General features: G+C 69.1%; 12 protein-coding genes. 9 read left to right on the top strand and 3 right to left on the bottom strand.

The window, feature by feature from the left end:
• The first annotated feature begins 19 nt into the window (after nucleotides 1–19).
• From hisC to L0C25_RS08750, 3 genes are all read left to right on the top strand, one after another.
• A complete protein-coding gene (gene hisC / locus L0C25_RS08760) occupies nucleotides 20–1,105 on the top strand; it encodes a histidinol-phosphate transaminase (protein ID WP_271636091.1) in 1,086 nt (361 codons plus the stop codon).
• A gap of 146 nt (nucleotides 1,106–1,251) precedes the next feature.
• A complete protein-coding gene (locus tag L0C25_RS08755) occupies nucleotides 1,252–3,075 on the top strand; it encodes a S9 family peptidase (RefSeq protein WP_271636090.1) in 1,824 nt (607 codons plus the stop codon).
• A 17-nt stretch (nucleotides 3,076–3,092) separates the two neighbouring features.
• A complete protein-coding gene (locus tag L0C25_RS08750; protein WP_271636089.1) occupies nucleotides 3,093–3,317 on the top strand; it encodes an RNA-binding S4 domain-containing protein in 225 nt (74 codons plus the stop codon).
• A 29-nt stretch (nucleotides 3,318–3,346) separates the two neighbouring features.
• Here the strand turns inward: L0C25_RS08750 and L0C25_RS08745 are convergent, their stop codons facing one another.
• Nucleotides 3,347–3,520 (bottom strand): hypothetical protein, encoded by a 174-nt coding sequence (locus L0C25_RS08745; RefSeq protein WP_271636088.1) that lies wholly within the window; start codon nucleotides 3,518–3,520, stop codon nucleotides 3,347–3,349.
• A 239-nt stretch (nucleotides 3,521–3,759) separates the two neighbouring features.
• On the opposite strand from L0C25_RS08745, the gene L0C25_RS08740 reads away from it, so the two are divergent.
• Nucleotides 3,760–5,547, top strand: coding sequence for an ABC transporter ATP-binding protein (locus L0C25_RS08740; protein ID WP_271636087.1), 1,788 nt, complete (start codon nucleotides 3,760–3,762; stop codon nucleotides 5,545–5,547).
• Nucleotides 5,544–7,406: an ABC transporter ATP-binding protein gene (locus L0C25_RS08735; protein ID WP_271636086.1), complete on the top strand. Its 1,863-nt coding sequence runs from the start codon at nucleotides 5,544–5,546 to the stop codon at nucleotides 7,404–7,406. The genes L0C25_RS08740 and L0C25_RS08735 overlap by 4 nt, the downstream gene beginning before the upstream one ends.
• 125 nt (nucleotides 7,407–7,531) lie before the next feature.
• On the opposite strand, the gene L0C25_RS08730 is transcribed toward L0C25_RS08735, so the two are convergent.
• Together L0C25_RS08730 and L0C25_RS08725 are read right to left on the bottom strand one after the other, a co-directional pair.
• Nucleotides 7,532–7,822: a hypothetical protein gene (locus L0C25_RS08730; protein ID WP_271636085.1), complete on the bottom strand. Its 291-nt coding sequence runs from the start codon at nucleotides 7,820–7,822 to the stop codon at nucleotides 7,532–7,534.
• Nucleotides 7,823–7,957: 135 nt separating this feature from the next.
• Nucleotides 7,958–8,827: a helix-turn-helix transcriptional regulator gene (locus tag L0C25_RS08725; protein WP_271636084.1), complete on the bottom strand. Its 870-nt coding sequence runs from the start codon at nucleotides 8,825–8,827 to the stop codon at nucleotides 7,958–7,960.
• Nucleotides 8,828–8,927: 100 nt separating this feature from the next.
• Between L0C25_RS08725 and L0C25_RS08720 the strand changes: the two genes are divergently transcribed.
• The 4 genes from L0C25_RS08720 to L0C25_RS08705 all read left to right on the top strand — a co-directional run bounded on the left by L0C25_RS08720 (nucleotide 8,928) and on the right by L0C25_RS08705 (nucleotide 14,040).
• On the top strand, nucleotides 8,928–10,367 hold the full coding sequence (locus L0C25_RS08720) for an MFS transporter (protein WP_271636083.1): 1,440 nt from the start codon (nucleotides 8,928–8,930) through the stop codon (nucleotides 10,365–10,367).
• 245 nt (nucleotides 10,368–10,612) lie between these two features.
• A complete protein-coding gene (locus L0C25_RS08715; protein ID WP_271636082.1) occupies nucleotides 10,613–11,512 on the top strand; it encodes a hypothetical protein in 900 nt (299 codons plus the stop codon).
• 87 nt (nucleotides 11,513–11,599) lie between these two features.
• Nucleotides 11,600–12,805, top strand: coding sequence for a S8 family peptidase (locus L0C25_RS08710; RefSeq protein ID WP_271636081.1), 1,206 nt, complete (start codon nucleotides 11,600–11,602; stop codon nucleotides 12,803–12,805).
• A gap of 209 nt (nucleotides 12,806–13,014) precedes the next feature.
• Complete coding sequence (locus L0C25_RS08705; RefSeq protein WP_271636079.1) at nucleotides 13,015–14,040, top strand: DUF418 domain-containing protein; 1,026 nt, start codon at nucleotides 13,015–13,017, stop codon at nucleotides 14,038–14,040.
• The last annotated feature ends 126 nt before the right edge of the window (nucleotides 14,041–14,166 follow it).

Here is a 14,166-nt window from a genome sequence, read left to right as displayed (position 1 = left end):
TCGGATACCCTCGGGCCTCATGAGCGAGCGACAGCCCCGGATGCGTGATGTCTTCGACACGATCCCCACGTACCAGCCGGGCAAGCCGCCCGAACCCAAGCCGGGCAGGTCGACGTTCAAGCTGTCGAGCAACGAGAACCCGTACCCGCCCCTCCCGGGGGTGGTCGAGGCGATCGCGGACGCGGCCGGAGGCATCAACCGCTACCCCGACATGGGCGCCGTGCATCTGTACGAGCGGCTCTCGGAACGGTTCGGCGTGCCGGCGGACAACCTCGCGGCCGCAACGGGCTCCGTTGCGGTGCTCTACCACCTGCTGCAGGCGATGTGCGAGCGCGGCGACGAGGTCGTGTACGCCTGGCGGTCGTTCGAGGCGTACCCGATCGCCGTCCAGGTCACCGGCGCGACGTCGGTCACAGTCCCGCTGACGCAGAAGGCGGAGCACGATCTCGACGCCATGCTGGACGCGATCACCGACCGCACCAAGGTCGTCATCGTGTGCACCCCCAACAACCCCACCGGACCGGTCGTACGCGAGGACGCACTGACGGAGTTCGTCGACCGGGTTCCGCCGCACGTCGTGGTCGTGATCGACGAGGCGTACCGGGAGTTCGTACGCGACCCGTTCGTCGGCGACGGTGTCGACCTGTATCGCGATCGCGAGAATGTCGTCTGCCTGCGGACCTTCTCCAAGGCGTACGGTCTCGCCGGGCTGCGCGTCGGGTACGCGATCGCGCCGCCGCCGATCGCGGCGGCGATCCGCAAGGCCGCACTGCCGTTCGGCGTGTCCGATCTCGCCCAGGTGGCGGCGACGGCATCGCTCGACGCAGAAGACGCGTTGTTCGAGCGGGTCGAGGCGCTCGTCGCCGAGCGGACCCGCGTCGTCGACGCCATGCGCGCGCAGGGATGGACCGTCCCCGATACGCAGGCGAACTTCTTCTGGCTGCAGCTCGGGGCCGACACCGTCGACTTCGCGGCGGCATGTGCCGGCGAGGGTGTCATGATCCGGCCGTTCGCGGGCGACGGGACGCGCATCACCATCGGCGAGTCGGAGGCGAACGATGTGGTCCTCGAGGTTGCGCAGTCCTGGCGCGCGTCGCACGCGTAGCGACACCGCCCCGGGATCTCGGCCACAGACCCCGGGACGCATAAACTCCCCTGCGACGCGCCGCACAGGAGGTTCCGTTGCGTCCTAGCGACAACGGGGAAGGCAGTGCCGACGCGGACGGCAGTGTCAACGGGGAAAGGATGGCCGTGAGTAAGCACCGAGCGGAGCTGCCGCTCTCCGACGTACGGACGTTGCTCGAGCTCCCCGTGTGGGAGCCCTTCGACATCGACGACGAGGGGCGCATCCTCGCCGGCTACGACGGCAGCGGGACGACCCAGCTCGTCGAGATCGGCACCGACGGGTCGCTGACCCAGCTGACCGCGCTCGAGAACCGCTGCTCGGGGCGCTACGTCATCGGCGAGCGCGCCGTCATCGTGCAACACGACGACGGCGGCAACGAGAACACCCAGCTGTCCGAGCTACGTCTCGATCGCGGCGGTGACCCGGCGTCGCTTGCCGACCTGGCCCCGCTCGTACGCCAGCCCGAGTACATGCACACCCTGCTGGACGTACGCCCGGGGCGCATCCTGTTCGCCACGAACCGACGCAATGGTGTCGACTTCGATATCGTCGCGCTCGACCGTGCGACCGGCGAGCAGCAGACGCTGTACGACGCCGGCGGCTACGTCGTCGACGCGAGGCAGTCGCCGTCGGGTCGCGAGGTCGCGGTGACCTGCCTCTCGGCGCAGCCGTGCTCGACCCAGGTGAGCATCGCCGTCGACGGAGGTGTCGTCGCGGTCACCGCCGCCGACGACCACGCCTTGCACACGGGGGTCGACTGGCTCCCGGACGGCACCGGTCTGCTGATGTCGTCCAACCACGACCGTGAGTTCCGGGGCATCGTGCGCGTACGCCCGGATGGCAGCTGGACCTGGCTCGTCGAGTCCGACGAGCACGACATCGACGCGATCCAGTCGCCCGACGGCGTGGTGCTGCTCGTCGTACGGCACGTGGACGGCTGCGCACACCTCGCCGTGCACGACTCCGACGGGCGGCACGTGCGCGAGGTGGCGTTGCCGGCCGAGGGGGTCGTCTCCGCACGTTGGGCGCCCGACTCGGGTACCGCTGTGCTCGGCCTGGTCGCGCCGCGCGTACCGGGTGACGTGCTCGCCCTCGACGTCGCGAGCGGGGCGGCAGAGGTCGTCCTCTCGTCGGCCGACGGTGCACCGGAGGGCATGATCGACAAGCTCGTCGAGCCGACGACGCACCGCATCGAGTCCATCGACGAGGAGTCGATCCCGTGCTTCGTCTACCGGCCACCGGACGACGCGGCGGCCGATGACGTACGCGGCGGCGTTGTCATCAACATCCACGGCGGCCCGGAGGCTCAGGCGCAACGGGTGTTCGACCCGGTCGTGCAGGCCATGGTCGGCGCAGGGATGACGGTGCTCGTGCCGAACGTGCGCGGGTCGACGGGGTACGGGAAGCGTTGGTACTCGATGGACGACCGGCGCCTCCGGCTCGACGCGGTCGCCGATCTGCTTGCCGTTCGCGAATGGGTGCCGACCGTCGGCGGCGACGTCGACCGGGTAGCGCTGTTCGGCGGGAGCTACGGCGGCTACCTGGTGCTCGCGGGCCTCGCAATGCAGTCGCATGCGTGGCGGGCAGGTGTCGACATCGTCGGGATGTCGTCGCTGGTCACCTTCCTCGAGAACACCTCCGACTATCGGCGTGCCCTGCGCGAGCGGGAGTACGGCTCGTTGCAGAAGGATCGGCGGTTCCTCGAGGCGGCCTCGCCCCTCACGTACCTCGACCACATCGCGGCGCCGCTGTTCGTGATCCATGGGGCGAACGACCCGCGCGTACCCCTCACGGAGTCGCAGCAGATCAAGGCCGCGCTCGACGAGTTGGGTGTTGCGTGCGAGCTGATGGTGTTCGATGACGAGGGGCACGGGCTGGCCAAGCGGGCCAACCGGCTGACGGCGTACCCGGCGGCGGTCGCGTTCCTGGCCGCGGCCCTCACGGCATGAGGGTTACGCTGGCGCGCATGGCGGACCTCAGGGCGATCGAGATCAAGGACGCGAGCATTCGGCTCGGCCAGCTGTTGAAGCTCGCGGGCCTGATCGACTCGGGCTCCGACGTGAAGGCGCTGCTGGCCGCGGGCGAGGTGCTGGTCAACGAAGAGACCGAGACCCGGCGTGGCCGGCAGCTCGTCGTCGGCGACGTCGTACGCTGCCGCGGCGAGTCCGTCCGCGTGGCGTCGCGCGGCTGAGCGAGCCGGCTCGCGGCCGGAGCCGCGCCTCAGGCGTGGCGGGTGCCGCGCGTTGTCACGAGGTCGGCCGCGCTGCGTACGGCCAGCGCGAGGACCCACGCGGTGAGGCGTACGCGCCGCGCGAGGTCGCTCGAGTCTCCGTCGCCGTGCGCCGGTGTGTTCGGCGCACGCTCTGCTGTCGTCGTGGTCGTTCGAGGTGCCATTGCGGTCTCCTCCCGATGCCTAGCAAGTGCACCACCCCCGGATGACGCTGCGGGCACTCCTCAATGACTAGACGATGAACCCCCGGCCGCTGGTTGCCTTGACCTCAAGCGCCCTTGATGTTCGACCATGGGCGAGATGCTCAGCCCAGAGGTCGGGCACCGAGAAAACGAGTTGCCGAGGTGTCAGTGACGCCCCGTAATCTGATCCTTACGTAGTCGCGAGGAGCAACCACCACCTGATGCCGCCCCAATCCGTCACTCGGCCACCGGCCGTAGACGCCCGTACCCGCTCGACCACCTCGCTGTGGAGGCTTCGCGGGTACCTCTGGCCTTACCGGTGGCGCCTGGTGACGATGCTGGTGACGGCCCTGATCGGCGTCTTCATCGCGCTGTCGATCCCGCTGGTCACGCGGGCGGTGATCGACGGGCCGATCGCCGACCGTGACCGTTCGGGCATCGTGTGGCTCGGCCTCCTCGCCCTCGCGCTCGGCATCGTCGAGGCCGCGCTGATCCTGATCCGTCGCTGGGTCCAGGCCCGCGCCGTGCTCGGCGTCGAGACCGCCATCCGCCGTGACCTGTACGCGCACCTGAACGCGCTGCCGATGGAGTTCCACGCGCGCTGGCAGTCGGGCCAGCTCCTGTCGCGAGTGACCAGCGACCTGTCGACGATCCGGAGATTCTCCGGATTCGGCATGTTGTTCCTGATCATCAACATCGTCCAGTTGATCGTGACGACGGTGATTCTGCTGCGGCTGTACTGGCCGCTGGGTCTTGTCGTGGTGGTCGCGGCGATTCCGATCATCATCACCTCGATGCGGTTCGAGCGGCGGTACGTCGCGGTCTCGCGCCGCGTCCAGGACGAGAAGGGCGACGTCGCGACGCAGGTGGAGGAGTCAGCGCTCGGCATTCGGGTGATCAAGAGCTTCGGCAGGCGCGAGTACGCCTTCGACAAGTACGACCGGCGCGCGGTCAAGCTGTTCGGCTCGTCGATGGATCAGGTGCGGCTGTCGGCGCGGTTCTGGACGTTCCTCGAGGTGCTGCCGAACCTCGCGCTCGTCCTGGTGCTGCTGCTCGGCTCGATCGCGGTCGGCAACGACGACCTGTCGCTCGGCACCCTCGTCGCGTTCGTGACGCTGATGCTCAGCCTGATCTGGCCGGTCGAGGCGCTCGGCATCATCCTCGCGATGGCGCAGGAGGCGATGACCGCTGCCGACCGGGTACTCGAGATCCTCGACACGGCGCCTTCGATCGTCGGCGGCGACATCACGCTCGAGGCACCGCGCGGCCACCTGCGCTTCGAGGGCGCCGCGTTCCGGTTCCCCGACTCCGACACAGACGTTCTCCACGGCGTCGACCTCGACGTACGCCCCGGCGAGACGGTTGCGATCGTGGGCGCGACGGGTGCGGGCAAGACGGTGCTGACCGGCCTCATCCCGCGGCTGCAAGACGTGACCGGCGGCCGCGTCACGATCGACGGCGTCGACGTACGCGATCTGACCATCGACTCGCTCCGGTCGACGGTGGCAACCGCGTTCGAAGACCCGACGCTGTTCTCGATGAGCGCGCGCGAGAACCTCTCCCTCGGCCGGCCGGGTGCCAGCGACGCCGAGATCGCCGACGCGATCGAGACCGCGCAGGCACAGTTCGTGTACGACCTGCCGTGGGGGCTCGATACGCGGATCGGCGAGCAGGGCATGGCGCTGTCCGGCGGGCAGCGGCAGCGACTCGCGCTGGCCCGGGCGGTCGTCGCCGAGCCGCGGATCCTCGTCCTCGACGACACGCTGTCGGCACTCGACGTACACACCGAGGCACTGGTCGAACGGGCGTTGCGCAACGTGCTCGCCGACGCAACGGGCATCGTCGTCGCCCACCGGGCCTCGACGGTGTTGCTCGCCGACAAGGCCGCGCTGCTGCAAGGCGGCACGATCACCCACGTCGGCCAGCACTCCGAGCTGCTCGCGAACGTACCCGCGTACCGCGCGCTGCTCGCGGCAGACGCCGAGGCGGAGGTCGGGGTGGGTGGATGAGTGACCCGCAGTCCGCGCAGCCGCGGGCCGAGGAGCACGACCCCGACAGCCGGTGGCGCGGCGTCGCGGCCGAGGACGTCGACGAGGTCGCCGCCACGCAGTCGCTGGTCCTGCGCGACAGGTCGCGGCGGCTGCTGGGTTCGCTGCTCCGGCCGCATCGACGCACGCTGGTCGCGATCCTCGGGGTCGTCCTCGTCGAGAATGCCGCCCGCCTCGCGATCCCGTACCTCGTGAAGGTCGGCATCGACGACGGCATCCCGCCGATGAAGGCGGGCGACGGCGCGACCATCCTCACCTGGATCATCGGGCTGGTTCTGGCCATCGTGCTCGTCCAGGCGGTTGCCCGGCAGGCGTTCCTGATCATGGCCGGTCGCGTCGGTCAGCAGACCTTGCTCGAGCTGCGACGTCGATTGTTCCGGCACTTCCAGCGGTTGACGCCGGCGTTCCACGACCGCTACACGTCCGGCCGGGTGATCTCCCGGTCCACCTCGGACATCGACGCCATCGAGGAGATGCTCGACACCGGCTTCGACGGCCTGGTGACGGCCATGTTGACCCTCTTCGGCACGGCGATCCTGCTGCTCGTCCTCGATCTCGAGCTGGGCCTCATCGCCCTGCTGTCCTTCCCTTTCCTGCTGTGGCTGACTGCATGGTTCCGCAAGCAGTCGGCGGTCACCTACCGGCGTACGCGCGTCACGATCGCGGCGCTGATCGTGCACTTCGTCGAGTCGATGACCGGCATCCGGGCCGTGCAGGCGTTCCGCCGCGAGGGCCGCAACGAGGAGCTGTTCGCGGAGGTCAACGACGACAACCGGGTTGCCAACGAGAACGCGTTCCGGCTCGTCGGGCTGTTCATGCCGGGCATCAAGCTCATCGGCAACGTCACGATCGCCGCGGTGCTGTTCATCGGTGCGTACCGCGTCTTCGACGGTGACGTGACGATCGGCGTGCTCACGGCGTTCCTGATCTATCTTCGACAGTTCTTCGAGCCGATGCAGGAGATCAGCCAGTTCTACAACACCTTCCAGTCGGCCAGCGCGGCCCTGGAGAAGCTTTCGGGCGTACTCGAGGAGGAGCCCGAGGTCGTGGAGCCGACGCGGCCCGTCTCGCTCGATACGGCGCACGGCGACGTACTTCTCCGCGACGTCGAGTTCGAGTATCAGCCCGGCCGACCGGTGCTGCCGGGCCTCGGTCTGGAGATCCCGGCGGGTCAGACGCTTGCGCTCGTCGGCACGACGGGCGCGGGCAAGACGACGATCGCGAAGCTCGTCGCCCGCTTCTACGACCCGACGGCCGGCGCGGTCCTGCTCGACGGCGTGAACCTGCGCGACATCGCCGACGACGACCTGCGCCGCGACGTCGTGATGGTGACCCAGGAGAACTTCATGTTCGCCGGTTCGATCGCCGACAACATCCGGCTCGGCAAACCGACTGCTACCGACGCCGAGGTCCGCCGGGCCGCCGATTCGATCGGCGCATCGACGTTCATCGAGGCGATGCCGTCGGGCTACGACACCCAGGTCGAGTCGCGCGGCGGTCGCCTCTCGGCCGGTCAGAAGCAGCTGATCGCATTCGCGCGGGCGTTCCTCGCCGACCCCGCCGTGCTGATCCTCGACGAGGCGACGTCGTCGCTCGACGTACCGAGTGAGCGGCTCGTTCAGCGCGCGCTGCGTACGATCCTCGCCGACCGCACCTCGGTCATCATCGCCCACCGCCTCACCACGGTCGAGGTCGCCGACCGGGTCGTGGTGCTCGAGCACGGCCGCATCGTCGAGGACGGCACGCCGTCCGACCTGGTCGCCGCCGGCTCCGGTCGGTACGCCGACCTGCACGATGCCTGGATCGCATCGCTCGCGTAGACCTGACATGGAGGTGCTCTGGCTGCAACGCGCCGCCGAGAGGCGCCTCGCCTGACACAGGCCGCCACCCGGACGCGGCTCAGAGGAGTGCGCCCCCGAATGCGCACTCCCCGTTCAGCGTGGACTCAGCGCCAGACGACGAACAGCGAGTAGTCGTCGAACGGTGACTCGGAGCCGTCGCAGCGGTACTTCCAGATCATCCCGTCGTCGTACATCTCCTGCCCCCTGGCGATGCAGTCCTCCTGCCAGAAGAAGTCCTGGCCGGTGTAGTCCCATTCCTCCTGCACCACGACCGCCGAGCTGCTCTGTGCGGACCGCGTACTGGTGCCGGTGTCTGCCGACGCCGTGGCCATCGATCCACCGAGCAGCACCGCCGCGGTCAGCGAAAGGGCGGTCGCAACACGTCGTACGTTCATCATCGTGCTCCTGTCCTGCGGGTTCGTTCATCGGTCGACGCACACGCTGCCGCCGTCCGCTTTCAGCCCGGTGTCGGAACGGTCACGGCGCGTGAAAGCGCGGTCGAGGCAGGTGAACCCGCGGTGGGAGCTGGGTCAGCCGGCGGTCGCCGGCTGGGGCGTGCGGGTGTCGGCCGGGACTCCCTCGGCGCAGAGGCGCTCGAGGCGAGCGATCGTCTCGTCGTCGCGTGGGGAGTACACGAGCATCCGATTCAGCCCGTCGACCCCGACCGACATGCGGGTGCCGCGAAGATGCAGATCACCGTACGGGCTACGGAAGCTCTTCTCCGGCAACGCGAGTGAGGTGACGTCGTGCCGCTTCCACAGCGCGTCGAACTCCTCGGACGCCTCGCGCAGCCGGCTGACCAGGCTCGTCCACAGTGGGTCGTCGAGGTGCGGTGCCATCGCCGCGCGCAGCATGTTGACCAGATGCCGGGCTGCGGGTCCACGGTTCAGGCACATGCCGCCCCAGTACGCATTGGTGAAGAACAGCCAGGCGTGGTTGCGCTCGCTCGGATCCACCGTGTCGAGGTCGCCGACCATGAACCTGTACGCCCGGTTGTACGCGAGAATGTCGTACCGCTCGGACAGGACGCAGGCCGGAAACGGCTCGAGCTGGCGCAGGATCGCCTCGACGCTGTCCGGCACCGCCGTGACCGACGTCTCTGCGGAGACGGCGACGCCGGCGAGCTGGAGAAGGTGCCAGCGTTCCTGGGGGTCCATCCGCAACGTACGCGCGATCGCGTCGAGAACCTGCACGGACGCGTTGATCCGGCGTCCCTGTTCGAGCCACGTGTACCAGGTGACGCCGACGCCGGCGAGCTGCGCGACCTCCTCACGGCGTAGGCCGGGCGTACGCCGCCGCCCGCCCGACGGCAGCCCGACGTCGTCGGGGGTGATGCGCTCACGCCGGGTGCGAAGGAACTCCGCAAGCGAGGTCCGTCGGCTGTCAGAGGCGGATGGCATGCTCCGATTATTGCGCCGTCACGCCCGGGTCACCAGGTAGTGCGAGTACCAGGATGAGAAGACACTGACTACCAGGATCGATCCGAGCGAGGATCTCTTCATGACCGTTTCTGTTTCCGAGGTCCCGGCCGCCCACTCGGCGCCGAGGCGTATGTCCAACGGAGCGCTGATCGCCGTCCTGGTGGCGGCCTCGCTCCCCGTCATGTCCTTCTTCGGCGTCAACGTCGCTCTCGGTCAGATCGGCGCCGAGCTGCACGCGTCGCCCGCCGTGCTCCAGCTGGTCGTCGCGACGTACGGCATCACGTACGCGAGCCTCGTGGTGATCGGCGGCCGACTCGGTGACGCCTTCGGGCGCCGCCGGATGATCCAGCTCGGACTCGGCGGCTTCGCCGTCGCGAGCGTGCTGTGCTCCATCGCCCAGTCGCCCGGGCAGCTTGTCGCCGCGCGGCTCATCCAGGGTGTGGCGGCCGCACTGATCGCGCCGCAGGTGTTGGCCACGATCCACGCCAGCAACGAGGGGCACCACAGAGATCGCGCCGTCGGCATGTTTGGCGCGACCGCCGGGGTCGCGACGTCCATCGCGTTCCTGGTGGCCGGTGCGCTGACGAGCTCCGGCGTCGACTGGCTCGGCTGGCGCGCGGTGTTCTGGGTCACCGCACCGGTCGCCGTCGTCGTCATGTTCGCGGTCGCGCGCTGGATGCCCGATGTCCGCGGACACTCGCGGCCACAGCTCGACCTCGCCGGTGTCGTCCTGCTCGGCGCGGCGATGACGCTGCTGATCGGTCCGTTGACCGAGGGCCGCGCCGTCGGATGGCCGGCGTGGACCTGGTTCGCCCTGGCCGCGTTCGTGCCCGTCGCTATCGGCTTCGGCTGGTGGCAGCGTCGGGCGGAGCGTACGGGAGGCATGCCGCTGGTGCCGCCGTCGATGCTCGCGATGCGCAGCATGGCCGTCGGTCTGGCGATCGGTGCGCCGTTCTTCACCGCGTTCGGCGGGTTCATGTTCGTGTACGCCTTGTGTGCGCAGTCGAGCGGTATGTCGCCACTCGAGACCGGCGTGAGCCTGCTGCCGATGTCCGTGAGCTTCCTGTTCGCCTCGATCGTGGCCGGCCGGCTGGTGGCGCGCTTCGGCGTCTCCGTCCTGACCATCGGGGCCGTGCTCGCGGCGCTCGGGTACGCCGCCGTCGGCTACGCCGTCCAGCAGAACGACCCGTCGCACGTGGCCACCGTCCTGCCCGCGATGATGGTGTGCGGGCTCGGCGTCGGGCTCGTATGGTCGCCGTTGTTCGGCATCGTGTTGAGCCAGGTGCCCGCGGAGCGGGCAGGGCTGGGAAGCGGCATCCTGATCACGACGCTGCAGCTGTTCCTCGGCCTCGGCGCCGCCGTGGTCGGTTCCCTTTACCTCGGGCTCGTTCCGGGCCGAGGCGCATCCGACGCCTTCGGCCAGACCCTGCTGCCGCTGGCGATCGCGATGCTGGTCATCGCCGGACTCACCCGCGCCCTCGTCCCGCGCCGCGAACGCGACGTGGCAACGGTCGGGTAGCGCGGCGGCCACGGCTCAGGTCCACCCGGCCGCAGCTTGGGTCTATGTGGCATCCGTCCAATAGGTCTCAACCGATGCCACATAGACCCAACGGGGCCTTCTCGTCGCGGGCGCGTTCCTGCTCGGCGAACGCCGTCCACGGTCGCCTCCGCCGGGCAGGTACCTTATGTCACGGAGGCGTCAGCAGCAGGGAAGGCCCGCCATGATCGACACGACACCCGTCGCTGTGCCTGCGGTGGATGCCGATGACTGAGCGGACCAAGAGCGGGTTCGCACCGATCCTGCGGTCGGCGATCGCCGACAGCGGGCTCAGCCTCGAGCGGATCCAGGCCCGGCTGGCCGAGCGCGGCGTCGATATCAGCGTCGCGACCCTGAGCTACTGGCAGTCTGGGCGCAGCGAGCCGGGCCGGCGCGCGAGTGTCGCAGCCCTTCCGCACATCGAGGAGCTGCTCGGTCTGTCCGCCGGTCAGTTGCAGGCACACCTCGGTCGAACGGTCCGTACCCGTACCAACGTCGCGAGCACCTTGCTGCGCGACATCCTCGACAGCAGCGACCCGATGTCGGAGCGTCTCCTCCGCGCCGACTCCCGGTTACGCGAGATGCTCAACATCATCAGCGACCACTGCACGATCCACGTCGACGAGTCGTGTCGGATGCGCTCGCGTTGGGTGCGGCGGGTGCTCATCTCCGAGGTCGACGGTGCCGATCGGTTCCTGGTGCTGCGGGTCAAGCGCGATCCGGACGGCCCCGATCCGACGTTCGAGCCGCTGGTGCACTGCTCCGCGGGCGAGACGTACACCGACCACCGTTCGTCGCTGATCGCCCAGGAGGTGCTGCTCGACCGGGTACTCGACCGGGGTGAGTCGATCATCGTCGAGTACGCGCTCGCCGGCCCACCGTCCGACATGGAGTACGCCTCCGCACGGCGAGCCGCCCTCCGCGAGCTGGTGCTCGAGATCCAGTTCGACCCCGATGCGTTGCCGACCGCGTGCGAGCTCGTACAGAGCACCCTCGACGGGGCCGACGAGGTCCATGCACCGATTGCGCTCGACGACACCCACTGCCTGCGGGTGATCCGGCACAACCTCCCGCCCGGCAGGTACGCCGTGCGCTGGACCGTGGACCCCGCGTACGCGACGACCTGAACTGTTAAGCGGCCTTCACACGATTGAGTGGCGGATGGGTGGGCAGCCTCGCTGTGTCCGCAATCCGCGAGCAATCGAGGGACGTACATGTTCACAAAGGTCATGGCCAGGGTAGCGATCGGTTCGGTTTCGGCACTCGCATTGGCAACCCCAATGGTCGCCAACGCCACGCCGTCGTCACCGAGCTCGGACGATCTGGCTCCGCTCTACGGAGCGCAGAGCAAGTCGGCGATCCCGGGCAAGTACATCGTCGTGCTGAAGGACGACGCCGGAATTGCGGCGCGCAACTCCGTGAGCTCGCTCGCGGCCGATGTCGGTGCCACGGTGCGCGAGCGCTACGACAGCGCGCTCACCGGCTTCTCGGCGTCGATGAGCGAGTCCGCGGTCGAAGAGCTGCGAGCCGATCCGCGCGTCGCGTACGTGCAGGCGAACCAGGAGGTCCACGCCACCGGGACGCAGACGCCCACTCCCAGCTGGGGACTCGATCGGGTCGACCAGGAGGCGCTACCGGCCGACGACTCCTACACCTACGCCGAGACCGGCGCGGGCGTCACGGCCTACATCATCGATACCGGCATCAATGCCACGCACCAGGACTTCGGCGACCGGGTCGGTGAGGGATTCTCCGCGGTCGACGGTGGCACCGACGACGCGAACGGCCACGGTACGCACGTCGCGGGCACGGTCGGCGGCACGGAGTACGGCCTCGCGAAGGATGTCGCTCTCGAGCCGGTTCGAGTCCTCGATGCGAACGGCAGCGGGTCGACGGAGGGCGTCGTCAAGGGCATCGACTGGGTGACCGAGAACGCCAGCGGCCCGTCGGTCGCGAACATGAGCCTCGGCGGTCCGAGCGACCCGGCACTGGACGACGCGGTCGCCGGTTCGATCGAGGCGGGCGTGACGTACGCGGTCGCGGCAGGCAACGACTACGGCGCGGATGCGTGCGGGTCGTCGCCGGCGGCGGTGCCGGAGGCGTTGACCGTTGCCTCGACGGCCGACGACGATGCTGCGTCGGAGTTCACGAACGGCGGTTCCTGCGTCGACCTGGCCGCGCCGGGTACCGACATCACGTCGGACTGGATCGGTGGCGACGACGCCACGAACACGATCAGCGGTACGTCGATGGCGACGCCGCACGTCACCGGCGTTGCGGCGCTGTACCTCGAGGCGAACCCCGACGCCGATCCCGCCGGCGTGAGCACGGGGCTCGTGGACGAGGCGACTCCCGACGTGATCACCGGCCTGCCCGAGGGCACGGCGAACCTGCTGCTCAACTACCCGCAGGATTTCTGAGTGACAGTGCGAAAGCACCGGCGCTGAGAGGTCGCAGACCTCCGGAAGTGCTGCACCACTAGACCGCCCGGTGGGCCGAGTTCCCTGTGCTCGGCCCATCGGGCGCACGTGTGTCGAACTCCGGACGCGTGTCGGAGGGACCAAAGTAGGCGCGTTCTCGCGACCATCGCCCGATGCGACGTTGACCCGAACCACCGTTCACTGGACTCGTGAGTACGACCGCAGCGGGCCCGACGGCGTTGGCGGAGCGTGCCCTGGGGCCCGACCTGGCGCGCGGCGTCATGCTGTTGTTCATCGCGCTGGCGAACTCGCACTACTTCCTGCGCGGGTCGTCGATCCTGGGCGGCTACCCCCAGGACGCCTCGCCGCTCGACTCGGCCGTCACCTGGCTGCTCGCGACCTTCGTCGTCGGCATGGCCGACGGGTTGCTCTTCTTCGCCGGCGACATCCTGGCCATGTACGGGGTGCTGCTGCTCCTGGGCGCGTGGGTCGTGTTCTGGAAGGACCGCTGGTTGCTGGTCCTCGCGCTCCTCGTCTTCGTCATGACGGCCCTGCCGAGTGCCGACTACGCATCGGCCATCGCTGATCCGCCGGATTCGGCGATGCTGCCGCCGGACGTCGGCACGATGCTCTCCGAACGGACCGGTGCGGTCGGCTTCGTCGCGCTCCTCGGCCCGATCGGCTTCGCCTGCCCGTTCCTGATCGGGCTGGTGGCGGGACGGCATCGGGTTCTCGAACAGCCGGAGCGGCACCGAATCCTGCTCACCGTCACCGCGGTGGTGGGGCTCGGGGTGTCGGTCCTCGGTGCCCAGCCGATCGCGCTCGTACTGTCCGGCGCTCGGCCGCTGCCGGGATCGGAGACGCTGGAGCTGATCGGCCCGCTACACGACGCCACCGGCGTACTCGGTGGATTCGGGTACGCCGCGCTGATCACGCTGATCGCACACCGGATCGGCGCGCGGCGTGGGGCTGTGATCAACGCGTTGGCTGCCACCGGCCAACGTTCGATGACCTGCTACCTCGTTCAGTCGGTCGTCTGGGCGATCGTGTTCACGCCGTTCCTGCTCGACCTGTCAGCGACGCTGACCGTCGCGTCGACGGCGCTGCTCGCCACCGGAACATGGTTGGTCACGGTAGTGCTGGCGGACCGGATGCGGCGAACCGGTCAGCGCGGGCCGTTCGAGGTCCTCGTCCGCCGCGTCACGTACCGACAGCCGCGGCGCGCGACGCTGTGACCGCCGGCAGGCGACCGAACGTTCGGACGGGTTGTACCCCTCCCGAGTTTTGCCAGCGGAGTCTCGGGCGATAGCCTGAGCAGTGTTGTGACAGCAGTCACAGCACCACGCGCCGTACGTACGCAA

The organism is Solicola gregarius, from assembly GCF_025790165.1.
GTDB classification, from domain to species: domain Bacteria; phylum Actinomycetota; class Actinomycetes; order Propionibacteriales; family Nocardioidaceae; genus Solicola; species Solicola gregarius.
The sequence above is the reverse complement of the archived record's forward strand: the minus strand, read 5'-3'. Positions and strand labels throughout refer to the sequence as shown.

What these genes read in the sequence shown, in the direction of transcription:
- hisC (WP_271636091.1), top strand. Translation starts at nt 20, where the DNA reads ATGAGCGAGCGACAGCCCCGGATGCGTGATGTCTTCGACACGATCCCC.
- L0C25_RS08750 (WP_271636089.1), top strand. Translation starts at nt 3,093, where the DNA reads ATGGCGGACCTCAGGGCGATCGAGATCAAGGACGCGAGCATTCGGCTC.
- L0C25_RS08745 (WP_271636088.1), bottom strand. Translation starts at nt 3,520, where the DNA reads ATGGCACCTCGAACGACCACGACGACAGCAGAGCGTGCGCCGAACACA.
- L0C25_RS08740 (WP_271636087.1), top strand. Translation starts at nt 3,760, where the DNA reads ATGCCGCCCCAATCCGTCACTCGGCCACCGGCCGTAGACGCCCGTACC.
- L0C25_RS08735 (WP_271636086.1), top strand. Translation starts at nt 5,544, where the DNA reads ATGAGTGACCCGCAGTCCGCGCAGCCGCGGGCCGAGGAGCACGACCCC.
- L0C25_RS08730 (WP_271636085.1), bottom strand. Translation starts at nt 7,822, where the DNA reads ATGAACGTACGACGTGTTGCGACCGCCCTTTCGCTGACCGCGGCGGTG.
- L0C25_RS08725 (WP_271636084.1), bottom strand. Translation starts at nt 8,827, where the DNA reads ATGCCATCCGCCTCTGACAGCCGACGGACCTCGCTTGCGGAGTTCCTT.
- L0C25_RS08720 (WP_271636083.1), top strand. Translation starts at nt 8,928, where the DNA reads ATGACCGTTTCTGTTTCCGAGGTCCCGGCCGCCCACTCGGCGCCGAGG.
- L0C25_RS08715 (WP_271636082.1), top strand. Translation starts at nt 10,613, where the DNA reads ATGACTGAGCGGACCAAGAGCGGGTTCGCACCGATCCTGCGGTCGGCG.
- L0C25_RS08710 (WP_271636081.1), top strand. Translation starts at nt 11,600, where the DNA reads ATGTTCACAAAGGTCATGGCCAGGGTAGCGATCGGTTCGGTTTCGGCA.